We start from the raw sequence: 22,142 nt of genomic DNA, 5'->3' as shown, positions 1-22,142 counted from the left end.
AGAACTATCTAGAAAACCCTCTAACCCTATGCAATCAATAGAAAATCTTAAATTTTTGACTCCGGAAGAAGCAAGAAAAATCGCCGCAACATACGGAACTCCGATTTTTATTTATAACCGAAAAGGGATCGAAAGCAGCTGCGATTCGGTGCTTTCCTTTCCGAATGCTTTTGGCATTACCGTTCGATTTGCGATGAAGGCAAATCCAGGTCGTACGATCCTAGAAATCCTAAGAAAGAAAGGAATTCATATAGACGCTTCTTCTGAACATGAAGTGAAGAGGGCTCTTCTTGCAGGATTCAAGCCTTCGGATATTCTTCTCACTTCCCAGCAACTTGCAAAATCCCTAAAGGAATTGGTTTCTCAAGGTGTGCAATTCAACGCATGTTCTCTCAGACAATTGGAAGAATACGGCAAGGCATTCCCCGGCGGAGAAGTAAGTGTTCGCTTCAATCCTGGTTTGGGTTCCGGCGCTACTAAGAAGACGGATGTGGGAGGAAATACTTCCTCTTTCGGGATCTGGCATGAAGAGATCGGAAAAGTAAAAGAAATACTCTCTCAGTACAAATTGAAATTGGTCCGAGTTCACACTCATATCGGTTCCGGTTCTGATCCGGAAGTTTGGAAGGCAGTGGCTCACTATACTTTGGAGATCGCATCTCAGTTCCCGGATTGCAGGACTGTGAATCTGGGCGGAGGCTTCAAGGTGGGAAGGATGCAGGGCGAGAAGACCACAGATCCTCAAGTGATCGGAAAACCGGTCAAAGAACTGTTCGAAAATTATGCGAAGGACAAAGGCGTCCAGCTTAAGATGGAGATCGAGCCTGGTTCTTATTTAATGGTGAATAACGGAGCGATCCTGACTCAAGTAGATGATATTGTAACCACAGGCAAGGATGGATTCACATTCGTAAAACTAGATATGGGAATGGATGTGAATACTCGTCCAGCATTGTATGCGGCAAAGCATCCTCTCGTCGTTGTTCCTCAAAAAGAAGGAGCAAAGATTGGTACGGGAGACTTTGTATATGTGGGGCATTGCTGTGAGAGTGGAGATCTCATCACTCAAGAAGAAGGCGGCGGACCTCAACTCAGAACTACTCATACTCCAGAGATAGGTGACTTGGTAGTGATGGAGGGAACGGGAGCCTATTGTTCTTCTATGTCCACGAAGAACTATAACTCTTACCCAGAAACTCCTGAAGTTCTGATCGATAGCGATGGAAGTGTGAAGTTGATCCGACAAAAACAAAACTTGGAACAGATCCTACAAAATGAAGTCCTGGTTGCCCTCGGGTAATGTGCATGTACTTCTTCTCTCGGGAGGAACAGGCTCCCGAATGGGAAGATCCGTGCCTAAGCAGCTCTTGGAATTGCAAGGAAAACCGATTCTTCTTTATAGTCTCGAATCCCTACTCGAATGGGGAAAGACCAAGAGCATCATTTTAGTCTCTCACAGGGATTATATAGAAGAAACCGAAAAGATATGTTCTCCGTATCTTAGAGACTGGGATAGAATTGTAGAAGGTGGAGAGACAAGACATGCTTCCACGTTAGCTGGTCTTTCCTGCTTACAGGTAGCAAATCAAGATATAGTATTGGTTCATGATGCCGCTCGACCATTCGTGCTTTCTGACGATCTGGATCGTTTGGCCCAGGAAACGGAAACCTTCGGAGTGGCCACTCTTGCCACCAGGAACTACGAGACAGTTATGGAAGAGCAAAAGGACAGTTTCCATTTCTTGGACCGAGAGAAGATCTGGTTTATGAAGACTCCCCAAGCGATCCGAGGGGACGTACTGAAGAAGTTGCCGAAGCAGATCCCAGATTTTGAACCTACGGATCTATGCACTTGGACCCAATCGCAGGAGATACCTTCACACATGGTGGAGTCTCATGCGTACAATTTAAAAATTACTAGAGCAGAAGACTTGGCACTTGCAGAGGCAATTTTACCACTCTTCCAAGCCCTAGCAAAAAATTAGAAAAGTTTAATATTCTCGATCTTATTTGCCTTTGATCACAATACTGTCCGATCCAAAGCAGATAAAAAAGAAACAGAAAGGAACTCGCATAACCACGTCCCCGTTACGTTCAATTGGTCCTGCCCCTCTTGCTTCCGCTTCTTTCAAATAATCCGCGACTCCAACAGGACTCCGATACAGAAAGCCGACTCTCGACTTTTTAAAAATGGCCTTTTGAGACTGGGAGGTATCGATTTTTCCTACAGGTTGATCGACAGCAATGTACGTTAAAGGACCTGGATATTGAACGCTTTGGCAGGCAAGTAGGAGAAATAATGCCAAAATCAAAAGAAGTTTGAACGTCTTCATTTCTTTTTCTCCTCTTTTAAGTTAGCGCTATTCGTTGCGAATCCCTTAACTGAAATGCAATTACTTACAACAAATATTCCCGTCTTATGGGTGACATCCGCGTTTAGTAAAGTGTCCGCTTGGGGAAGTTTTTGCAGGGCCTGATGCACGGCCAACGCAAGGCTATAAGCGAAGCCGCAATTCTCACCTTCTACTGACCCTCCGGTCAGTTTCTCAGTAGAGTCTGGAATTTGTTTTCCTTCCAGATTCCCGAAGGAAAGCACAGAAACTCTCTGCGTAGTGGAACAGCTAATTGCTACGACTGCAAATAACGCGAGTAACGTTAACTTCTTACGAAAAATATTCATTTCATCTCCTTTAGAAATTTTATCCACGAGAATGAATTGAAAGAAAATATACAATAGATTTTACATTAATTTTTCATAATTTTCTTAATAATAATAAACATATATCCATTTTGAGATATGATTTATCAGAAAAAGATGTGCAAATAGGCTTAACTTCTAGAGCCATACGACTTTATAGCGTGTCTTATCTAGTTCCATAGTAAATATGGTCCTACCAAAGAACTTTTACGAACTATTGAGTTTGATCGGATTTTTTGCGAGTGGAGGGACTCGAACCCCCACACATTACTGCACCAGAACCTAAATCTGGCGTGTCTACCAATTTCACCACACTCGCGAGGCTTAAGGACAATTTCTAGTAGGTTAACTTACAGTCAAGCAGATTGAATTTGTTTTGTTTCGAGGAGCTACAATTAATTCTTGGATGCGCAAAAGATTTCGCTATCTGGTCGTGAAATGCCCCCCTACTCATCTCGGGAAGGGGGGCTTTGGGTTCGCGGATTCTGCTAATATCAGAAAATCGTCAAATAAGCAACCCAAACTCGATTACGTGGGAACTGTTTAAAAGCCGAACTCCAATCTTTTCTTCGAATTTTTACTTCGCTACGAGTCTCTGAGATTGTTCCGACAATTCTTCCAAATTCGATCTCATCCTAGAAGAACCTTCCGAAATGATATTCGAAGATTGTTCGATAGAAGAAAGAGCCTGCACGACTTCCTTCGTTCCATTCTTCTGTTCGCTCGCAATGGATTCAATCTGTCTGGAAAGATCGAATAATTCTCGGAAAGACTTTAAGAAGGAATCATGTATCTGGCCCTGATTTTCGACTCTTGTTTGGAGTTGGTTCAGGTTCGTAACGATAGAAGAGAAACCGGATTCTTGAACGGAGACCTTTCTTTTGGTTTCTTCTGCAGCAGAATTACCGTTTGTGATGAGTTTGGCTGCTTCTGCAATGATCTTAGAAATCGTAGACGCGTTCTCGGATGCACTGTCCGCTAACTTTGCTACCTCTTGCGCAACGACTGCGAATCCTTTTCCGTGATCTCCTGCTCTCGCCGCTTCGATAGAAGCATTCAATGCGAGTAGGTTTGTTCTATCCGCGATCTCTCTCATGATATCGTTCACGTCTTGGACTTTCTGGAAGGATTTGCTGACCTCGTTGAAGTTCGTTCCTAAGACTTCCATCGCTGCGGAAACGTCTCGGCTATAGACCTTAGATTCTTCGGTAGTTTTGGAAAGAGACTCAGTCGAGACTCGGACCTCTTTAAGAATAGAATGAAGAGTATCACTTTCTCTGTTCAAGTCCTCGATCTTAACGAACTGAGCCTTCACGAACTCTGCTGCGCTATCTGTGGAAGCCGCCAATTCTTCTAAAGAGGCACTAATCTGTTCCATGCTGGAAACCTGACTTTGGATCTCTGTGTTCAGAGTATCCATCTCGGTCTTCATTTCGGAAGTATTCTTATTCAATGCATCCGCTTCCGAAGTAATTCTGTCTTTCGTCTTCTCCGCTTCTGCGGTCTTTTGCTCCGCTTCCTTACTGGAGACGGTTGCGATTTCTGAAACATTCACTAAGAACTTCACTACCGATGTAAGAATATGGATCCCAAGGATAAAGAATACTAGCTTGATGACTTCGAAGAATACTGACATTTCTTCGGCTTTATCAGTTGCGTATCTAAATTGCACTCCATTCAACCAGGCGAAATAGTCCATGGAAAAGGTTCCGATCAACGCCAGATATCCTACGACCAGAGTGGTTCTTGGAGAAAGAAGAAGGCCCGAATAGATCATTACAAAAAAGTAAAGCATGATGAAGAAAGGCATCTTCAGTGTCCCGACCATTGCTTCCAGAGAAGCGGCCGTTACTGTAACCACGATAAAGATCATAGTATACATTAGGATGTCTAAATATACGCCTAGAGTTATAAAGAAAGGAGTAAGTTTATTCTTTCTGATCAGTATGATTTGAGCGATACCATATCCCAGGATCATGAACTCTATCAAGAGATTGAGGATAGTACTTTTAGAAGCTCCTTCTCCTTGAGCGTTTGAAACTATGGAGAGTAGGTTCACGAAAAGCATAACGATGGAGAAACCGATTCGGATCCGATTGATGCTCGTCGCTCCTTTAATGGAGAAGTTGGTTGCCTGAAATGAGTTGGAAGACATGTGATCCTCTATGATTCTTTCTTTAGGTAAAATTCACTAGATAAAATACGGGCCGTATATGGATCGGCCCTATTATTTTTGGACTTACGAAACTTGTCCTACTTTACAAAGTCTTGTTCCAGAAGAGCAAAATAAACTTTTCGCGGTTAGGCTAATCGGCATAGGAAATTTCAGCCTGCTTCTCATTTTTCCTTTTTTGAAAGAAAATCAAAGTTAGAGATAGCCCAAAACCAGTAATGAGTAAACCCAAAAGGTCTAGCCAAATCGGTTGCAAAGGCTGGGTTTTTCCGAATTCAGTTAGAGTTGTATAACCGATAATTTCTAATTTCAGAACATGTAGAACGACGAGAGGGATCCCGTTAAAGACTCCATGAACTAAAATCGTCTGAAAGATAGAATTGGTCCGATACAGGATCCATGCCAAATACACTCCGATAACGCTCGCGCTTACGAATTGCCAAGGATTGAGATGTATGATTCCGAATAGAATTGCAGAGAGAAGAAAGGCTTTTCTCACAGAATAATTTCTTAAAAATCCGTCTAGAAGAATTCCTCTAAACAAAAGCTCTTCTGTGACTGGGGCAACAACAGATAGAAGAAAGAAGGATTGGAGAATATTTTCTCCATCGAATAAACCACTAAACGCATCTATGATCCACTGAGGCTTTGGATAGACCAAGGAAAAAAGGTTATCTCCTTCGGACAAAAGAATGGAGAGCCCGACCGCAGTGATGATAAAGCTCAAGGATTCCATAAGCTTAGGTGGATCCATCCGAAATACTTCTGAGACTTTTCTCTTCGTGAGTAGAAAGCCGATGAAGATAGTAATCCCGAAGGCAAAAGAGTTTGTGGTTCCCATCAGGATCTTTTGATCCAATCGAATAGAGAACAGTGAAATACAAAAAGGAACTAGTAAACTAAAGAATATAACAAGCAAGAGTAAGGGAATGGCACCGACAATCCCGGGGAAATACTTTCTTCTTTCTTCTAATACCATGAGGCCTTCTCTTATCTTTAGTTTTCCGAAAATGCGGCTTCTGATCTAAAAAGCCGCATTCGAGTGATTTCGAGAATTATAATATTCTATTTAGCCCTCAGGACTCAACCGGAATTCTTTTGCTGTCCAACCAACCCGCCAAAACAATCAACAGAATATATCCAATCAAAGAAGAAGTGGAAAATTCAGGAATGCTTTGAGGAGGGGGCATGAATGGAGTCGAAAGCACTAGAAGAAACAGAAATCCCGAAAATAGGGTCATTCCATACTGTCCTACAAATCCTGGACCTGGCTTCGTTGCTCGGAAATACAAAAGCAAACCGACTAGAGTTAAAATAAACTCTGTTCCCATGGATAAGTATCTATGATTCCAAAGTCCGAAGCCGATTTTTGGTCCCGAATCGAAAAGGATCGGCAAGTCCTGATTATGCATAGGTAGATCCAGAAAATAATGAGAGAGAACGCTGAGTCCGATCAATACAGAGATCCTATTCTTAGTAGAGCTTGTATACGGTTTAGATCTTAATAATATATACTTAAAGAAAAGAGCCGCTATAATTCCCCATACAATCCCTGCGACAAGACTGTGGGTATAAGGCATAAAATACAGATCAAAGCTATTCACTTCGTTAATCCCGGGAACAAATCGAACACCTTCGATCCCGAATACGATAAAGATCATGAACAGAATGTCTACGAATTGGACTCCTAAGAAAGTGGCCCAAAGAGGAGTCTTAGGCTCCACCTTCTTTGCGGCAAACGCAACACTATAATGTCCGATAAACATGAACCCATCCTCCGCGGATCTAAGATCCGATCGGGACAAGATTGGATATTGTCCGGAAAAAATAGCAAGAGGGATTCGAATTAGAATTAGATTTGAGAAAGGAAAGAGAAAAGATCAGGCGTCTATCTTTTCGCCGTTGATCAGTTTGCCCAGGAGTCGGTTCTCTCTATCTACAAAGGAATCGATGAAAGGTTGTAAATCCTTGATCTTAGTGGAGAGATTGTAACCTGCTTCCATCGTATCAACGAGAGAAGTTGCTCCGACCATAGAGGCGGCTACTTTGATCGGTGCCATTATTAGTTTTACCATCGGGAGTTTGGAAAGTGAAAAGAAGAATTTCAAAGTCTCTCCGACCATGCGGATTTGTTCTTTTCTGTCCTCGAATCTTCCAACTGCGCCTAACGCTGCATACAATCCTTCTTGGGGAATGAATCCGTCCTCTATTAGATTATTCTCGATCACCACTTTGGCAGTATCAAAATCTAAGGAGTCAGTCATCCTATTTAATAGAATGATTTGATGGATATTGTCCGTCATCGACTTGCCCGCGACGGTTTTTAATTTTTCGTAAAGGCTTTCGAGAGCGCTGTCTCTTTCTTCCTTATTGCTGGGAGCGTATAAATTATTTTCGAAGAAGCTTGGAATTCCGTCGTATCCCTTAATCGAGCCAATCAGGTCCGAATACGTATGACGCAATCTATCTATGGTGGATCTTACAACGGCGATGCGAACTGGTTCGAGTTCTTTTTGATCCATTTCTATTAACAACGAAAGTGAAGTTTCCCGGTTAGTCGGTCAATTGAAAAAACGAAAGACTGATGTCTAAGCAATTCACACTCGAAAGAAATGTACAAACGTTCTCCGAGAGATTGAAATTATTCCTTAGAGACCAAAGAGTTCTCTTTCAAATTTGCGGGAAGTCTTTTCATAGATTTCTCCGCGTCATCCTTAGAAGGAAAATTGCCTAAGCGAACCGTGAAATATCCGTTTTTCGTTTTTTTCACGTAAGACTTCCCACCTAAGGACGATTTGAGTTCGTCCGCTTTTTCTTTTGTTTTGAAGGCCGCTACCTGAACGAAAAAGTCCTTATCTACTTTATGAGAAAGTTTTTTATGCGGAGTCCCAACGGATTTTTTTGGTTCCTTTTCCTTGCGAACTAATTTTTTTTCGGAAGAAACCGGAGCCTCGGTCTCGATCTTGGAAGGTTCTTCTTTCTTAGTCGGAGAAGGCTCCGCTCTCAGGTCGACAACTTCTGCTCCTGGAGGAAGATTTCGGAACTTCACTTCTTCTTCTCGTTTGGTTTCCGAGAGTTTCGCAGACTCTTCTAGATTTTGGGTCACGGAAGAAGAGGACATTGCCTGCAAACTTTCGCGATTCGAGTTCAAGGTCAGATCATCTTGGACCTGACCTCTCTTTCTTCCCACAGAAACTCCTAAGAAGAAGAAGGAAAAGAGAAGTCCTACTAGAAATAGGGATAATAACGTGATTCTTTTATTGTCTAGATTAATGACGTAGAAAACTTTCTCTTTCATTTCATTCTTTCCCTCAACTTAGAGTACAATAGTTCGCATTCTTTGCGAAGGTCTTCCAAATCCCCTGTGTTCTTAAGAGAATAGTCGGCCTTCTCGGCTTTTCCCTGAAGAGAAAGCTGGTTTTTGGCCCTTGCTTCCACCTCTTCTTTGCTGATCCCGTCTCTTTTGGCAGCCCTTTCAAGAGAAGAGCTAATGTCGGAGATCACGCATACGGTAGCATCGCAAAGAGTGAAAGAGTCCGTTTCGAAAAGAAGCGGAACTTCCCAGGCCACTAAAGTTCCCTTGCCCTGCCTGTTCAGGATGTCCAAGAACTCATTTCGGATCCTAGGATGAGTAAGGCCGTTTAAGGCTTTCAACTTCTCCGGATTCCCAAATACTAATTTGGCGATCCGTTTGCGATCCAACTTGCCGGACTCATCCAATATATCTTTGCCCAAGGCTTGGACCAATTCTTCGGTGATCGGGCTATCCGGTTCAGTGAATTTACGAGCTAACTCGTCCGCACTGATCCGAAAGGCTCCTAACTCTTCCAAGAGACGGGCAACCGTGGACTTTCCTCCTCCAATCATACCGGTGATCCCAACGAGAAAGCTCTCGTCGGCTCTCATGGAAGAGCGAGTCATTGGGAAAACTTATAGAAGAAGCAGTTTTAGTACAAGCGTTTTCATGTTTTATGTATTAGAATTACTTCTTTTCAAATGAGATCGGCCAAATAGAAACGAAGAATGAAATACCTGGAAACTTCTCAAATCATCCCTTCTAAGGGAATGTCTTATACGATGTATGAAATCGAAGGAGAGGACCAGATCCTAAGGATGCTGACTTATATTCCGGACACGGATGAGATCCATGTCTATCCTAAGCCTCCGGTAAAGAAATTATATAAACCTGAGCTTTGCAAACAGGTGGAGGATCTGGTTTTTACTGAACTATGGAAACTGGGAGAGGAAAGAAAGAAGGGATAAGTTGGATTTGGCTCCGGGCAGAATCGAACTGCCGACACAAGGATTTTCAGTCCTCTGCTCTACCGACTGAGCTACAGAGCCGAACCCAGAACCAAATTACTGAGTCGGGCCTAGGCGTCAATGGAAAATCCTAAATCAGACTCTTCCTCTTCGTTCGATACTCCCGAGACGATTCTCGCGAGAGAGAAGATGGTACGAGAGCAAATTGTGGGAAGAGGGATCCTGGACGAAAACTTGCTCTCCGCTTTTTTGAAAGTCCCTAGACATCTGTTTCTTCCGGAGGAAGTCCGACATCTTTCTTATGAGGATAAGGCCATTCCGATCGGCGATGAACAAACCATCTCTCAGCCTTATATAGTGGCCTATATAGTCAATCGGCTCCGGATCAATTCTTCCGACACTGTGCTGGAAATAGGGACAGGTTCCGGCTATCTCTCGGCGATCCTGGATGCGATGGGCGCGAAAATCCTTTCCCTAGAAATTTTTCCGGACCTGAGAAGAAGGGCAATCTCCGTTCTGGAAACCTGGTCTCCCGGATTCACGAAAAGAAATCGGATCCTGCAAGGTGATGCTCTTCTTCTTTCAAAAGGACAGGTGAGATTTTCGAAATTCGTTTCCTCTGCTTGCTTTCCTAAAACACCTTCGGAAGAGAATCCGTTATTCGATTCCTTAGAAGAAAATGGGATTGCGGTTCTTCCTGTGCAATTCAAGGACGAATATCAATTTCTTCTCACTTTGAAGAAGGAGAAAGAACGTCTGATCGAGACGGATCGACTTTCTGTGAAATTCGTTCCTTTGTTAGGAAGAACCGAACTGCTTTAGGATTTCATAAAATATTACTATAAACTAGAATATTTAAATCTCGTGCTTGTATCCGAATCTATATTGAGTTCCGCCTAGTACGATAGGATAAGCTACACTCGGAGCGAGCCCTAACGCACCACCCAAAGAGGATGGGTGAGCGATACCGTATTTGAAAGAATATAAAGTTTCGGCTTCCATATAAATGTGGCCCTTATCCGAAATTCTGGATTGAGCACCGATCAACCAGTTTGGAGCGAATCCAGCAACGTTGAAAGATGTCTTTTCCCAGTTTGCAACAGGAGAAGTTCCATCAGCAAGAAGATCGCTGATCTGAGTCGCACCCGGAACAGTGGATAAGAATTGGTGAACGTCTTCCGTTCTATTACTTCCTTCTAAAGTCCATCCACCTTTGAAGTAGTGAGCACCGGCACCGATATAGAAAGACGTATTTTCAGTTGCAGAAAGTTTAATACCTATGTTGACAGGAATTTGAACAGCGCTGTAATCCCAAGTAACATCATAGAACTGATATCCTAGAAAAGAAGAAGTAGTATCTCCTCCCATTACTTTCCGAGTATAGTTTGCGTTGACTCTCCAGAAGAAAGCCTTTCCGAAGTCTTGCTCGAATCCGATGGACATCACAATACCAGACATTGCACCATTCGCTTTGGTTTTGATCAAACCGTCAGTAGTATGTTGCAGAGTCAAAAGCCTATCTTCAGGAATGATTACTCTACGAGGGAGAATCCCAGGTGTTCCATCGGATGCGGTGGATGAATAATTGCTAGATGCATTCAATCCATCAGTGGCGATCGTATTTCCCAAGCTTCCTAAGTCGAATTGAAGACCTAAGCTTCCCATGACATAAGATTTTGCGTCAGAATTGCTAAACGGTAATAGAATGAGAAGGGCAAGAGGGGCCCATTTGTTTCGAATCATACGTCATCAAACAAACGAGGAGTAATAGAATCAAGCGGGAAGATCCAGGCTTATATTCCCTTTTTCTTGCATCAACGTAGAGTGAGAGGAACGAAAAAAAGATAATGCTTTGGGATTAGAACTTCTTGTCCTGAGGTCTACAAATAAAAAAGGCCCTCCTTTCGGAGAGCCTTTACACACTTTATGAAAATCTAATGATTAGATTTCGTGCTTGTATCCGAATCTGTATTGAGTTCCACCCAATACGATAGGATATGCAACGCTCGGAGCGAGTCCTAAAGCACCACCCAAAGAAGATGGGTGAGCGATACCGTATTTGAAGGAATACAGTGTCTCAGCTTCCATGTAAACGTGCCCTTTGTCGGAGATTCTGGACTGAGCACCGATTACCCAGTTCGGAGCGAATCCTGCAACGGAGAAACGAGTGTTTTCCCAGTTTGCAACAGGAGAAGTTCCGTCAGCAACCAGGTTGCTCAATTGAGTCGCGCCTGGAACAGTTGACAAGAATTGGTGAACGTCTTCTGTTCTGTTGCTTCCTGCTAAGCTCCATCCACCTTTGTAGTAGTGAACCCCTGCACCGATATAGAAAGATGTATCTTCAGTTGCAGAAAGTTTAATACCTACGTTGACAGGGATTTGAACAGCGTTGTAATCCCAAGTGATATCATAGAACTGATATCCTAAGAAAGACGCAGTAGTTTGACCGCCGCTCACTTTACGAGTGTAGTGCGCATTGACTCTCCAGAAGAAAGCCTTTCCGAAGTCTTGCTCATATCCTAAGGACATCACAATACCGGACATTGCACCATTTGCTTTGGTTTTGATCAAACCATCAGTAGTATGTTGCAGAGTTAGCAATCTGTTTTCAGGAATGATTGCACGACGTTGCAAAATACCTGGGGTACCATCTGTTGCAGTAGATGAGTAGTTGCTAGATGCATCCAAACCGTCTGTTGCAATTGTTTGCCCCAAACTTCCTAAGTCGAATTGGAGTCCCAAACCTCCGGTGACATAGCTCTTTGCGCTTAAGCCGGCAGTAGATGACAGGACGGCGAAAACTAACAAAGCTTTCGTAATGTTACGAACCATTTAAATAGCTCCTTAAACTTTTCGTATTGTAGAGAGATTTTCACTTGAACCATTTTATGTCTATACTGGGCCAAGCATTGGACAGGACTCTAACGATCGGGACCTGAGTGTCAAACAGATATTCTGAGTAAGAGAAAAAAGTCCCGTTAGATCAGATTTTATTTTGAACAATAGTTAGATAAAATAATATAGCGCCGGAATTTTAACGCCGCAAAACCGATCCTGTGACTAGAATGTATTTTTTCGTGACAAACTAACGAACGATAGTTCGTCTTTTTCATTCAAATTTTCAAATATGAAAACTCCTTGCAAGTTCCGTAACACGGAATCTACTGGAAGGAACCGTTGGGGGTGGGACGAACATTCGTCTCTGAGAGAGTCCCCGGAACCTGATCAGGATAATGCCTGCGAAGGGAAACGGAAAGAAAGAAGTCTATTTGGTTTTCGTAAGTAACGGATCCCGAAGATTACAATTTTCGCATAAACTTTTTTCGAATCCTTCTTCTTCTGCCTAGATCATGATTCCGGATATTCCCCTCAACATAGGGAGTAAGTTATGGAATCCAATCAACAGACGGTCTCTTCCGAGTTCGAGATCCCAAGAAAAGAAATCAAATTAACCGATGGCACTGTTTACAGCGCTTATAGCACGGAAGGTCCCTGGAAAGACGGCTGGAATCCTTCCGACTGGACAGTAGGAATTCCCAAGCTCAGAGAAAAATGGGTAAGAGCCAGAGAATCCGGTCAGAATCCGGTCAAAAACCATTCTCAAATGCATTTCGCAAAGCAAGGATTGATAACCGAAGAGATGAAATACGTCGCTCTTAGGGAAGGAATGGATCCTGAGTTTGTAAGAAGCGAGATTGCGAGGGGAAGAGCGATCATTCCTTCCAATAAGAATCACTTAGAATTGGAGCCGATGATTATCGGCAAAAACTTCTTAGTCAAGATCAATGCGAATATCGGGAATTCGGCTCTTTCTTCTTCCATACAAGAGGAAGTGGAGAAGTTACGCTGGGCGACAAAATGGGGAGCTGATACGGTGATGGATCTTTCTACCGGAAAGAATATCCACGAGACCAGAGAATGGATTATCCGAAATTCTCCTGTCCCAATCGGTACTGTTCCTATTTACCAAGCTCTCGAAAAAGTAAAAGGGAAGGCAGAGAATCTGAGTCTTTCCGTGTTCTTAGAAACCTTAGAAGAGCAAGCGGAACAAGGTGTGGATTATTTCACAATCCATTCTGGAGTTCTGCTGAGATACATTCCTCTGACTGCGAAGAGAGTGACCGGTATCGTTTCGAGGGGAGGTTCCATTATCGCAAAATGGTGCCTTGCTCATCATCAAGAGAATTTTCTTTATACCGGCTTTGAAGAGATCTGCAAGGTCATGAAGAAATACGGGGTTTCCTTCTCCTTGGGAGACGGTTTGAGACCTGGAAGCATTGCGGATGCGAATGACGAGGCTCAGTTTGCAGAGCTTAGGACTCTCGGAGAATTAACCCAAATCGCTTGGAAAGAAGATATTCAAGTAATGATAGAAGGGCCCGGACATGTTCCTTTGGATAAGATCAAAGAGAATGTGGATCTGCAAATGGAGATCTGTAAGGAGGCTCCATTTTATACGTTAGGACCTCTTGTCACGGATATCGCTCCCGGTTACGATCATATCACTTCTGCCATTGGTGCGGCTATGATAGGCTGGCATGGAACTGCGATGCTTTGTTATGTAACTCCAAAGGAACATTTGGGTTTGCCTGATAGAGAGGATGTAAAGCAAGGAGTGATCGCGTATAAGATCGCAGCACACGCGGCGGATTTGGCTAAGGGACATCCTGGTGCAAAGCAAAGGGATGATTTATTGAGCAAGGCTCGCTTTGAATTCAGATGGGAAGACCAATTTGCTCTATCTTTGGATCCTGATACTGCTCAGTCATTTCATGACGAGACACTTCCCCAAGATAGAATGAAGACTGCACATTTCTGTTCTATGTGCGGGCCTCATTTTTGTTCCATGCATTTGACACAGGAACTTAGAAAGTATGCAGAAGAGAAGGGAATCTCTAGCGAAGAAGCGATGGAAGAAGGATTGAAAGAAAAATCCGAAGAATTCCTGAGAAAAGGCGCAGATGTATATGTTTCTTCCGAGTAGCTTGACCTTTCTTTTGAAAGATTGAATCCTGGCTCGGACTTGAGACCTATTCTATGAAAAAAAACCTTCTGCAAGTATCTTGGATCGCTTTTTTAATTCTAATTTCCAGTGTTTCTTATGCACAGGAAAAGGAACTTCCTCCCATCCCGGGAGAACTGGAACAAGCAGATCGAAGAGCGAAACGTAAGATATTTGCGGGAGGTTTTACGGCAAACGGATTGAGTTGGTTCGGAGCTGGGTATCAGTTTTCTTCGAAGCTGGCTCTTTCCTTACAATGGCAAGAGCAAAGACAGATCCAAAGATTCGATTTAGATCTAAGCGGGGTGCAAACAAATTTATCGGGCACCTTCACACTGGTGAATTCAGAAAAGATCCAGAGACAAACAAGCATCCAACTGGAATGGTTTCCTTTTTCAAGTCCGTACTATTTTGCGGGAGGAGTAGGGGTCGAAAGCTATCTAGAAAAGCAGAGAAAATCCGAGACTCTTTATCCTACAGGAATTTATACAGATTATGCTTGGAACGTTTCTCAGCAGAAACTTTATGTTTCTGCAGGTTCCGGGTTTAGATATATATTTCCTTCCGGCTTCTTTATTCACATGGGAGCAAATATATTGTTTTATCCGAATCGTCCCGTTCATATTGTAAGGGATGCCTACGATAGCAATGCAGCCTGGGATGCTCGTGAATTTCAAAAAGATTGGAATGAGCCTGCGAAAGAAGCGAAGCAACATACGAATCCGTATGGAGCTCAATTGCAACTTCTGTTCGGTATCGCGATCTAAGCGGTAATATTTTCCGCCTTGCCCAAATATTCCAAGACGATCATTGCCATATCGTCGTGAGAGTTGTTCTTATCTTGGGTAAAGCTTCGGATCTGTTGTATAACCGTAGAACAAAAAGGATCCGGATCTAAACCAGCGCATTCGCTTAATAATTCTAAGAACTTCTCATCTCCGTAAAAATCGCCATTAGGCTTTCTCGCCTCAGGAAGACCGTCAGTGTAGAGAACCAATTTATCTCCAGGTCCCATGACGGTAATTTCCGTATGATAAGGAGTCTTCATCAGCTCAGTGATCGCCATTCCGGAAGGACGAAACAATTCCGGTTTAGGAAAATTTCTGCGAAGGATTACTGTCTCCGGATGACCTGCATTCGCGATCAGCAATCTTCCTGTTTCCGGAAAGAAGGTAGCTATCGTGGCGGTTAAAAAATTTCCGTTTAACTTTCCGATCAATTGGGCTCTCATCTTGGTGAGCATATGCCCTGGATCACTTAGATAATCAGTCCAATCGGCAAGAGCCATTTTCACCATAGAAGCTACCATTGCGGCTCCTGTTCCGTGGCCTGTTACATCGCAGATAAAGATTCCGATAGCTCTTCCTGTTCTGTCTACTACTGAATCTACGAAATCTCCGCCCACATCTAACATAGGCTCGTATCTATAAGCCAATCTAATATTAGGAATCTTAGGTAGATCGGAAGGTAAAAGAGAAGATTGGATCTTTGCCGCGATCGCTAGATCTCTTTCTAGGATCCTTGTCTTTTGCTCTATCTCTTCTTTTTGAGCGGCAATCGTTTGGGTCCTTTCGATCACCTTTGTTTCTAAGGATTCATTCAAAGACTTTAGAGAGGCTTGCGTGGACTCAAGAGTATGGAACGTATTAGAATATCTCTTAGCAAGAACGAACGAAAAGATCAGGCTCATCACGAAGAAGCCTTCATTTACCATAGGGTCGTCCGCAAGAACATCTGTGAAAATAAAGATCCCGTGAACAAAGAAAGCGAATACTGCAAGAAGAGCAATGAGCAAGGAAAATGCGAATGCATATTTTTTGATGGAAAAGTAAGTTACTTTGTAGATTAGAAATAGGAGAGTAAGCGGGACTGAAGCGATAAACGGATCATATAAATATTTCATGAAATACAAAATCGATCCGGTAAACCAATACTCTATTAAGATCTCGGACACGATTAACGTATAAAAGAATACGATCCCGTCATGGGCTTTATCTCTTTTTTGCGAAAAGAAAGTATACACGAACCTCAATAAGGAAAGGTTGATTAGCATCGCTGAGATAAATGTACAATAAATATAATATGTCTTGGATTCTGTGATTAGGCTTATATATCCTTTGAACCCTAAAAGCCACAGTGCTAAGAGGATATTTAACAAACTGTAATGAAGATAATAGGCCTCGTTCCTTCTATTGGCAAAAAGAACTAAACTATAAACAAATAGAAAGAGTTGAACTGCAATGATCGAGATGATGCGGATCGTTCTGGAGTTTTGTTCCTGCGAAAGGTCCAAGGTTCTCCCGAATAAAATATCTCCTTCGAAAGAAGAAAGATTATCTTCCGAGTAACCTCGAATTGCGATGAAATTCTCTCCCGATTTTAATATCTCATCGGGGATCGGAATGAGGACTGGTTTTGCGTTATTCTTGCTGAATGATTTCGTATTCGGATCAAACTCAGAGGAGTAGATCTCCTTACCATTTAAGAATAATTCATATCCGAATGCACGGACTGGCATGAGCAGTCCTAACCCCGGATGCAGAGCATTTTCGGAGATATGGATGCGGGAACGGTACCAGCCTATCCCATGGTGTTCTTCGAATTCCGGGTGACGGTTCCATTCGTCGTTTGTTGCGAGCGGGAACCAGGTGGAATCATCTAATTCTGATTGAGAATTTGAGGGATTATCCTGAGAGGAAAATCTCCATTCTTTATGCAGCTTAATTGGTATTAGAGGATCTGTGAATTCGTATCTTCCAAAACTCGTTCTTTCTTTTGCCTCTTCGCTTGAGATAGAGAAGAAGGAAAAGAATAGAATAAGGCAGACTAGATATTTAATAAGAACGTACGTTTTCTGTAAGCTTCTCTTGTCCAATGTGATGAGCGTTTTTGATCAATGTCTCACATTCTTCGATGGAAAGATTATAGCCTTTTTTTGAGAAAAAGCTTTGGAGGCTCTGGGAGTTTCCGTTGTTGATCTCTTGCACCGCTTCTTTTGCTAGAGCAGGGTCTGCAGCGGCATCAGCAATAAAATTCACGAATGTGGCCATGGAGCGTGTCCTTCTTTTTTTTTAATGTTCTAATATACGAAAATGGTTTCGATTTCGTTATAGATAGGTTGAGAAAAAGTTAATAGTCCTCGAGCCGTAAAATGCAACTGAAATTTTTGAAAAATCAGAACATTCCGGGAAATTTATTTCTGCTTCCAAACTGGTTGAAGAGTTCGTTTAACGTTATTCCGTATAGGAATCCAACCATTTATCTTGAGAAAAGCCAAAGAGGGAAGGCGAAAAGGATAGAATACTTAGATAGCGAGTCCGGATTCTGATTTGTATGTTTCAATCACCTTGGCACATTCCCAACTGGAGACTTCGTATCCGTTATTTTCAAACCAGGCTTTCATAGATTCTGGATCCAATTTTTGCACGACATTCGTGAATTGGGTCTTGTTTGCATGTTCGGAATGAATGAAGTCTAGGAATGTTCTCAAATCTTTCACCCTACAAAGATTAGATGGTTCATGATGTTCTTTGGGAAAAAGTGTTCAAGAAAAATATTGTATATTTGTCATATTTTTATATTGAAGCCAAAGGGAAGCTAACTTTAATAACTCCTTAAATTCAAAGCTTTTTGTTTCATACTGTCGTAGATATTTAAAATTCCGGGAACCTTTTAGATTTAAAATTGAACCTTCAATGGCTAACTATCGAGCTGACCACTAAATGCGATCTTAGATGCGATCATTGCTTCGCGTTAGCTGCCTTGGAAAGTAAGAATAGTATTTCCTTGGATCAAGCCAAACTGATCGCTACAGAAGGTATTCTTGCCGGTTTCAAAAAACTACATTTAACCGGAGGCGAGGTCACTCTTTGGAAAGACTTCTTCTCTCTTGTGGATTTTGCCTTTCGTATCGGTTACCAAAGTCTTTTTTTTAATACTCACGGAGGGCATCTAACGCGTGAGTTCTGCTCTAAGGTCGCCTCTTATGGGGATAAGATCAGTCTTACGATTAGTTTGAACGGAAATTCAGAGATCCATGATGCTTCTCGTGGAGAGGGAAGCTATGACTCAGCAATCCAAGGAATACAAAACGCTCAGGAATTCGGGCTCTCTGTTGAGATATTCGCTGTGGTGGGCAAACGTCTCCTTCCCCTCTTGCCTGAGTTTGCTCATTCTCTTTTTTCTCGATTTCCAAAGTTGCATAGATTGACTTTGATCCAGTTGCACAGAGTCGAAGACGATTTTTATGATGTAAGCGAGGATCTGCTTACACCTCAGGATTTTATCAGTATGATTAGAAGCGCCGCCATGCTTGCTTTGTACGGATATCCTATTTATATATTAGATAATTCTTTATCGAATGTGGTTGCTCAAGAGATAGGACTTCCGTATCTCCCGTATTCCCCCAATATCGAAGGAGAAGGTAGATTCGTGGTGCTTGTAGACGAAAAGATCACGAACTCTCATTCTTCTCGAGCCGAGTATGGTTATTTCAAGTCTGGGATTTTTCAGGAAATCTTGGGTTCCGAGAGCTACAAGGAAAGAACTCGCGATGACGATTCGATATGTCCTACTTGCAATTTTTTGAATCAATGTAGAAGGGCAGGGAATCCTCGTCCTTCATTGCCATATATGGATGATTCAAAAGAGCTATATTGTAAAAGGGTCTTAAGCCTTTTGCAAGAAGAGATGTCAATAGAACGTACATAACGTATGGATAACTAAATCCATTCGTCCCTGGACCAATGTTCAATTGCTGGGACATAATAAAACAAGCAAGTGTTCGACTGAGCATCATATATGAAAAATCGAATAGAGCACGTTATCGGAATGTAAAATCCCAAAAGAGGATTTTCAGGAATTCATATTCCATTTTTTGCAACTTAATTCTAACAAAAATTTCGTTTAAAATGGGAAAGAAATGGAAAAAAAAAGAAATTTGTCCAGAGTGTGGTCATGCAAAGGCTAGAGTTTGGTAGCAAAGATCCCTCAGAAGAGGAAAAAGATTTTTGTAAACTATTGAATCGGTCTACTTTAAGCCTTTGTTACGGACTACCAGTCTCTCTTAGAACGGAAGCTGTACTTTTTTTATACAAATACTCAGAAAGCAGCCTAATTGGTGGCTTTGATTTTTTAAGAAGATACTATGGGCCGAGCTATTCTATCCTATATTGGATAAATGAATCCGCCCAAGCACTTCCTTGGGAAGATTCTTGGCTGACCCTTTTGCTAGAGTCTCATTCTTGCGCTCTACTATTACATTCTTTAGATGATCATCTTGCCGATGGCTCCATAAAGGCCAATCATACGATACTGCAATTGAGAACCGAAGCTTGGAGCAGATATGCTCAGTCGAGTAAATTGTTTGGAAAGGAGATCCATGGTGGTGTTTCCATTTCTGAAGAATTCGTAGATAAGTATTTTAAAACGATCAGTGATTCTTCTCTTTTGGAAAATCTGGATGCACATCTGAATCGATTCAGATCTCAGATGGCTACTTGGTCTTTGCAGCCATATCTATTGGCTCGTTCTTATTTTTCTAGGGACCAGGCTGAGTTGGTCTTGAAAATGTATGAGTCTTTTGGGATTTCTTGGAGACTTTTGGACGATTACCAGGACCTAAATGATGATCTGGAAAACGAGGAACTTTCCTCTATGGTATATTTTCTTCCGGAAGAAAAAAGATCCGAATGGGGAAAAGAGAAGAAGGAAGAGATCTTGCATTTTTTCAAAGAGATCCAATTAGAAAAGCAGGTCTCTGATTTGGTGAATTCATATCTAAGTGATTCTGCGAGAATGGCTGACGAATTGCATTTGGAGAAATATTCAGAATCCTTAAAGTCTTTGAGGATCTCAGAGCATAGCCCGGCTTGAGATCTTTTTTAGAATTTTTGCCGGGCAATTTTCGTTTTCTATTCTGGTTTTCCTAAGAACTCTACTACAAGTAGCGCCATATCGTCTTGCAAATGGGATTCTCCCTGAAAGGATTGCACTCCCTTGATTACAAAATCACAAAGCGTTTCCGGAGGAGATTCGGAGTTTCGTTTGAATAGATCGGCGAGTCTATCTTCTCCAAAGAATTCTCCATTCGAATTTCTGGAATCCGGGATCCCATCCGTATATAATACGATCTTATCTCCAGGAGAAAGTTCGACTGCTTCGGTTTGGTATGTCGTAGGAATTGCTTCGTAAATTGCGACTCCCTTGGGTCTATAAAATTCTACTAGACCTTGTTTTCTAAGAACCAAACATTCCGGATGGCCTGCGTTTGCAATCAAAGCATGGCCGTTATTCAGATCTAGAGTTACTAGCGTAGCCGTAATGAAATGACCGTCTAACTTTCCTTCGAACTGTTCTCTAATATGCAATAGGAGTGAAGAAGGATCCTGTAATCTTTTGGACCATTCCCCTAATGTCATCTTGAGCATAGATGCGAGTAACGCCGCCGATACTCCGTGTCCTGTTACATCTCCTATGAACATTCCAAGGCAGTTCGTTTTAGGATCGTATAATACGTCTAAAAGATCTCCTCCCACTTCCATCATGGGTAAGTATCTATAAGAAATACTTACATTAGAGATAACTGGTAATTCTCTAGGCAATAATGCGTTTTGTATTTTTCCGGCAATCGATAGATCTTTTTCTAAGATCCTTCCCTTTTGGATCAACTCTGCTTTTTGGAGTTCTATGATCCTGGTTCTTTCTACTACTTTGGATTCTAAAGATTCGTTTAGCAATTTCAGTTTGAGTTGTGATTTCTCTAAGGCGCGAAATACTTCTGCGTATCTTTTTGCTAAGGCGAGACTGAACAATAAGGTCAAACCTAAGAAGCTTTCGTTTACCCAAGGTTGGGACTTGCTAAATCCTGCAAAGCTCAGAACCGTATAAAAGGAAGAGATTGCGACTAAGATCAGTCCTGATACTACCCAAGGATACGAAAGTACGCTTGATCTTCTGTATCTATAGAATATGTAGAGAGTATTTCCGTAAAAGAATACTAAGACTATTAAGAAAGTTTGAAATGCTATTTTTCCAAAGTAGGCATGTCCTCCAGTGATCGCAAATTCCAGAGTGGGCCAGATCGTAAGAAGGATGAATAAAAATTGGAGCAATCTTCCGAAGCGTCCTACAGGCGCCTGAAAGATCCCTATCGTAAATTCGTAAAACAGGATCGGTAAAAATGCTCCTAACGAATATCCGAAGATGACCCAGGTCCAAGGCGAATCCACTAAATACTGGGTCCAGCCTTCATACGAAGGATACCAGATCGCCATAGAAAGATTGAGCAAGGCAAAGGAGAGATTGAACTTATCGCTTCTTCTTCTGATATAAATGAAGGCGAAGAATACGAAGGAAAATAATTCCAACACGCTGAATAGCAATACTCGGAGAGCTTTTAATAGATAAACGGTTTGGATCTCTGAGACTGTTCCAAGGATCGGGTTTCCCATGATGTTTCTTGGGCCTTCGAACGGAAAGAGAGAAAGCGCCAGAACGATCTCTTCACTTTGAGAAGCGATCGGAACGATCCTAGGTTTTGAGGATTCCCAGAGTTCGGAAGGAACTATGGTTTCATTGGGCCCCTTGGATTGCACACTAAAGAAGCATCTGGAAGGACAGAAAGGTATATAAGCAGAAAGTAATATATCTTCGTCTTCTTTCTTCTTCTTTATGGAGTGAAGGAATACGTAAGCAGAATCCTTATCGAAGCGGTCCATTTCTCCTATCCGAGACGGAGAAAGGATCGGAGCATTAAGCGAATTCGATTTGAGATCTTTGAGATTCGGATCTTGGAATTTTTCGAACGCGAATGCTCTGGTTAAAGGAGATCCGATCGGCAATTGAGTAAAGACCCAGTCCGAAAGTTCATAGGGACCATGTGCCGGGTCCCATTTTGTGGTAAGTGTTTTAGGTTCCTGGGCTTCTAAGCCGAAGCAGAGTGCTATTCCACAAAGGGATAGCACGGACCCAGAAACGAGTCGTTTCCAATTAGTTTTCGTTTTCAT

General features: G+C 42.2%; 22 protein-coding genes, 2 tRNA genes and 1 riboswitch. Of the genes, 8 read left to right on the top strand and 16 right to left on the bottom strand.

The window, feature by feature from the left end:
* The first annotated feature begins 28 nt into the window (after nt 1-28).
* Entirely contained in the window at nt 29-1,300 is a 1,272-nt protein-coding gene (locus EHO59_RS00225; RefSeq protein WP_135583608.1) for a diaminopimelate decarboxylase, read from the top strand.
* The gene (locus EHO59_RS00220; RefSeq protein WP_135583606.1) at nt 1,275-1,985 is read left to right on the top strand and encodes an IspD/TarI family cytidylyltransferase; all 711 of its coding nucleotides are present in this window, start codon (nt 1,275-1,277) and stop codon (nt 1,983-1,985) included. Before EHO59_RS00225 ends, EHO59_RS00220 begins: the two co-directional genes overlap by 26 nt.
* Before the next feature lie 21 nt (nt 1,986-2,006).
* Here the strand turns inward: EHO59_RS00220 and EHO59_RS00215 are convergent, their stop codons facing one another.
* From EHO59_RS00215 to coaE, 9 genes are all read right to left on the bottom strand, one after another.
* A complete protein-coding gene (locus EHO59_RS00215; protein ID WP_135583604.1) occupies nt 2,007-2,333 on the bottom strand; it encodes an LIC10260 family lipoprotein in 327 nt (108 codons plus the stop codon).
* Nucleotides 2,330-2,680: a hypothetical protein gene (locus tag EHO59_RS00210; protein ID WP_135583602.1), complete on the bottom strand. Its 351-nt coding sequence runs from the start codon at nt 2,678-2,680 to the stop codon at nt 2,330-2,332. The genes EHO59_RS00215 and EHO59_RS00210 overlap by 4 nt, the downstream gene beginning before the upstream one ends.
* 255 nt (nt 2,681-2,935) lie before the next feature.
* Nucleotides 2,936-3,017: transfer RNA gene (locus EHO59_RS00205), tRNA-Leu, on the bottom strand.
* A 258-nt stretch (nt 3,018-3,275) separates the two neighbouring features.
* Nucleotides 3,276-4,853: a methyl-accepting chemotaxis protein gene (locus EHO59_RS00200; RefSeq protein WP_135583600.1), complete on the bottom strand. Its 1,578-nt coding sequence runs from the start codon at nt 4,851-4,853 to the stop codon at nt 3,276-3,278.
* Between the two features lie 151 nt (nt 4,854-5,004).
* Complete coding sequence (locus tag EHO59_RS00195; protein WP_135583598.1) at nt 5,005-5,850, bottom strand: CPBP family intramembrane glutamic endopeptidase; 846 nt, start codon at nt 5,848-5,850, stop codon at nt 5,005-5,007.
* Between the two features lie 97 nt (nt 5,851-5,947).
* Nucleotides 5,948-6,637: a hypothetical protein gene (locus tag EHO59_RS00190; RefSeq protein WP_135583596.1), complete on the bottom strand. Its 690-nt coding sequence runs from the start codon at nt 6,635-6,637 to the stop codon at nt 5,948-5,950.
* Between the two features lie 114 nt (nt 6,638-6,751).
* The gene (locus tag EHO59_RS00185; RefSeq protein WP_135583594.1) at nt 6,752-7,393 is read right to left on the bottom strand and encodes an FFLEELY motif protein; all 642 of its coding nucleotides are present in this window, start codon (nt 7,391-7,393) and stop codon (nt 6,752-6,754) included.
* Between the two features lie 119 nt (nt 7,394-7,512).
* On the bottom strand, nt 7,513-8,169 hold the full coding sequence (locus tag EHO59_RS00180; protein ID WP_135583592.1) for an SPOR domain-containing protein: 657 nt from the start codon (nt 8,167-8,169) through the stop codon (nt 7,513-7,515).
* Nucleotides 8,166-8,792, bottom strand: a complete 627-nt coding sequence (gene coaE / locus EHO59_RS00175) for a dephospho-CoA kinase (protein ID WP_135583590.1) — start codon at nt 8,790-8,792, stop codon at nt 8,166-8,168. The genes EHO59_RS00180 and coaE overlap by 4 nt, the downstream gene beginning before the upstream one ends.
* Nucleotides 8,793-8,894: 102 nt before the next feature.
* Here coaE and EHO59_RS00170 point away from each other — a divergent pair, with 102 nt between their 5' ends.
* Nucleotides 8,895-9,134 carry a hypothetical protein gene (locus EHO59_RS00170; RefSeq protein ID WP_036090732.1) on the top strand — a complete coding sequence of 80 codons (240 nt, stop codon included), beginning with the start codon at nt 8,895-8,897 and terminating at the stop codon, nt 9,132-9,134.
* An 8-nt stretch (nt 9,135-9,142) separates the two neighbouring features.
* Here EHO59_RS00170 and EHO59_RS00165 read toward each other — a convergent pair.
* Nucleotides 9,143-9,215: transfer RNA gene (locus EHO59_RS00165), tRNA-Phe, on the bottom strand.
* 39 nt (nt 9,216-9,254) lie between these two features.
* Between EHO59_RS00165 and EHO59_RS00160 the strand changes: the two genes are divergently transcribed.
* On the top strand, nt 9,255-9,956 hold the full coding sequence (locus tag EHO59_RS00160; RefSeq protein WP_135583588.1) for a protein-L-isoaspartate O-methyltransferase family protein: 702 nt from the start codon (nt 9,255-9,257) through the stop codon (nt 9,954-9,956).
* 33 nt (nt 9,957-9,989) lie between these two features.
* Here EHO59_RS00160 and EHO59_RS00155 read toward each other — a convergent pair whose 3' ends face one another.
* A complete protein-coding gene (locus EHO59_RS00155) occupies nt 9,990-10,877 on the bottom strand; it encodes a porin OmpL1 (protein ID WP_135583586.1) in 888 nt (295 codons plus the stop codon).
* A gap of 198 nt (nt 10,878-11,075) precedes the next feature.
* Nucleotides 11,076-11,966: a porin OmpL1 gene (locus EHO59_RS00150; RefSeq protein ID WP_135583584.1), complete on the bottom strand. Its 891-nt coding sequence runs from the start codon at nt 11,964-11,966 to the stop codon at nt 11,076-11,078.
* 337 nt (nt 11,967-12,303) lie between these two features.
* A riboswitch (TPP riboswitch) is annotated at nt 12,304-12,399 on the top strand.
* 123 nt (nt 12,400-12,522) lie between these two features.
* On the opposite strand from EHO59_RS00150, the gene thiC reads away from it, so the two are divergent.
* Together thiC and EHO59_RS00140 are read left to right on the top strand one after the other, a co-directional pair.
* Nucleotides 12,523-14,118: a phosphomethylpyrimidine synthase ThiC gene (gene thiC, locus EHO59_RS00145; protein WP_135583581.1), complete on the top strand. Its 1,596-nt coding sequence runs from the start codon at nt 12,523-12,525 to the stop codon at nt 14,116-14,118.
* 53 nt (nt 14,119-14,171) lie between these two features.
* The gene (locus EHO59_RS00140) at nt 14,172-14,903 is read left to right on the top strand and encodes a hypothetical protein (RefSeq protein WP_135583579.1); all 732 of its coding nucleotides are present in this window, start codon (nt 14,172-14,174) and stop codon (nt 14,901-14,903) included.
* On the opposite strand, the gene EHO59_RS00135 is transcribed toward EHO59_RS00140, so the two are convergent.
* The 3 genes from EHO59_RS00135 to EHO59_RS00125 all read right to left on the bottom strand — a co-directional run bounded on the left by EHO59_RS00135 (nt 14,900) and on the right by EHO59_RS00125 (nt 17,626).
* On the bottom strand, nt 14,900-17,011 hold the full coding sequence (locus EHO59_RS00135) for a PP2C family protein-serine/threonine phosphatase (RefSeq protein ID WP_135583577.1): 2,112 nt from the start codon (nt 17,009-17,011) through the stop codon (nt 14,900-14,902). The two genes, EHO59_RS00140 and EHO59_RS00135, sit on opposite strands and share 4 nt — an antisense overlap.
* On the bottom strand, nt 16,971-17,186 hold the full coding sequence (locus EHO59_RS00130) for a hypothetical protein (protein WP_135583575.1): 216 nt from the start codon (nt 17,184-17,186) through the stop codon (nt 16,971-16,973). The genes EHO59_RS00135 and EHO59_RS00130 overlap by 41 nt, the downstream gene beginning before the upstream one ends.
* Before the next feature lie 254 nt (nt 17,187-17,440).
* Nucleotides 17,441-17,626, bottom strand: a complete 186-nt coding sequence (locus EHO59_RS00125; protein WP_135583573.1) for a hypothetical protein — start codon at nt 17,624-17,626, stop codon at nt 17,441-17,443.
* Between the two features lie 194 nt (nt 17,627-17,820).
* Between EHO59_RS00125 and EHO59_RS00120 the strand changes: the two genes are divergently transcribed.
* Both EHO59_RS00120 and EHO59_RS00115 read left to right on the top strand, forming a co-directional pair.
* Nucleotides 17,821-18,846, top strand: a complete 1,026-nt coding sequence (locus EHO59_RS00120) for a radical SAM protein (RefSeq protein WP_135583571.1) — start codon at nt 17,821-17,823, stop codon at nt 18,844-18,846.
* A gap of 246 nt (nt 18,847-19,092) precedes the next feature.
* A complete protein-coding gene (locus EHO59_RS00115) occupies nt 19,093-20,010 on the top strand; it encodes a hypothetical protein (RefSeq protein ID WP_210413012.1) in 918 nt (305 codons plus the stop codon).
* Nucleotides 20,011-20,048: 38 nt separating this feature from the next.
* Here the strand turns inward: EHO59_RS00115 and EHO59_RS00110 are convergent, their stop codons facing one another.
* The gene (locus EHO59_RS00110; protein WP_135583567.1) at nt 20,049-22,142 is read right to left on the bottom strand and encodes a PP2C family protein-serine/threonine phosphatase; all 2,094 of its coding nucleotides are present in this window, start codon (nt 22,140-22,142) and stop codon (nt 20,049-20,051) included.

The sequence above is a fragment of the Leptospira semungkisensis genome (assembly GCF_004770055.1).
Classification (GTDB): Bacteria; Spirochaetota; Leptospiria; order Leptospirales; family Leptospiraceae; genus Leptospira_B; species Leptospira_B semungkisensis.
This window is presented reverse-complemented; position numbering and strand designations above follow the sequence as displayed.

Excerpts from the sequence above, each read along its gene's own strand:
- EHO59_RS00225 (WP_135583608.1), top strand. The coding sequence starts at position 29 with ATGCAATCAATAGAAAATCTTAAATTTTTGACTCCGGAAGAAGCAAGA.
- EHO59_RS00220 (WP_135583606.1), top strand. The coding sequence starts at position 1,275 with ATGAAGTCCTGGTTGCCCTCGGGTAATGTGCATGTACTTCTTCTCTCG.
- EHO59_RS00215 (WP_135583604.1), bottom strand. The coding sequence starts at position 2,333 with ATGAAGACGTTCAAACTTCTTTTGATTTTGGCATTATTTCTCCTACTT.
- EHO59_RS00210 (WP_135583602.1), bottom strand. The coding sequence starts at position 2,680 with ATGAATATTTTTCGTAAGAAGTTAACGTTACTCGCGTTATTTGCAGTC.
- EHO59_RS00200 (WP_135583600.1), bottom strand. The coding sequence starts at position 4,853 with ATGTCTTCCAACTCATTTCAGGCAACCAACTTCTCCATTAAAGGAGCG.
- EHO59_RS00195 (WP_135583598.1), bottom strand. The coding sequence starts at position 5,850 with ATGGTATTAGAAGAAAGAAGAAAGTATTTCCCCGGGATTGTCGGTGCC.
- EHO59_RS00190 (WP_135583596.1), bottom strand. The coding sequence starts at position 6,637 with ATGTTTATCGGACATTATAGTGTTGCGTTTGCCGCAAAGAAGGTGGAG.
- EHO59_RS00185 (WP_135583594.1), bottom strand. The coding sequence starts at position 7,393 with ATGGATCAAAAAGAACTCGAACCAGTTCGCATCGCCGTTGTAAGATCC.
- EHO59_RS00180 (WP_135583592.1), bottom strand. The coding sequence starts at position 8,169 with ATGAAAGAGAAAGTTTTCTACGTCATTAATCTAGACAATAAAAGAATC.
- coaE (WP_135583590.1), bottom strand. The coding sequence starts at position 8,792 with ATGACTCGCTCTTCCATGAGAGCCGACGAGAGCTTTCTCGTTGGGATC.
- EHO59_RS00170 (WP_036090732.1), top strand. The coding sequence starts at position 8,895 with ATGAAATACCTGGAAACTTCTCAAATCATCCCTTCTAAGGGAATGTCT.
- EHO59_RS00160 (WP_135583588.1), top strand. The coding sequence starts at position 9,255 with ATGGAAAATCCTAAATCAGACTCTTCCTCTTCGTTCGATACTCCCGAG.
- EHO59_RS00155 (WP_135583586.1), bottom strand. The coding sequence starts at position 10,877 with ATGATTCGAAACAAATGGGCCCCTCTTGCCCTTCTCATTCTATTACCG.
- EHO59_RS00150 (WP_135583584.1), bottom strand. The coding sequence starts at position 11,966 with ATGGTTCGTAACATTACGAAAGCTTTGTTAGTTTTCGCCGTCCTGTCA.
- thiC (WP_135583581.1), top strand. The coding sequence starts at position 12,523 with ATGGAATCCAATCAACAGACGGTCTCTTCCGAGTTCGAGATCCCAAGA.
- EHO59_RS00140 (WP_135583579.1), top strand. The coding sequence starts at position 14,172 with ATGAAAAAAAACCTTCTGCAAGTATCTTGGATCGCTTTTTTAATTCTA.
- EHO59_RS00130 (WP_135583575.1), bottom strand. The coding sequence starts at position 17,186 with ATGGCCACATTCGTGAATTTTATTGCTGATGCCGCTGCAGACCCTGCT.
- EHO59_RS00115 (WP_210413012.1), top strand. The coding sequence starts at position 19,093 with ATGCAAAGGCTAGAGTTTGGTAGCAAAGATCCCTCAGAAGAGGAAAAA.
- EHO59_RS00110 (WP_135583567.1), bottom strand. The coding sequence starts at position 22,142 with ATGAAAACGAAAACTAATTGGAAACGACTCGTTTCTGGGTCCGTGCTA.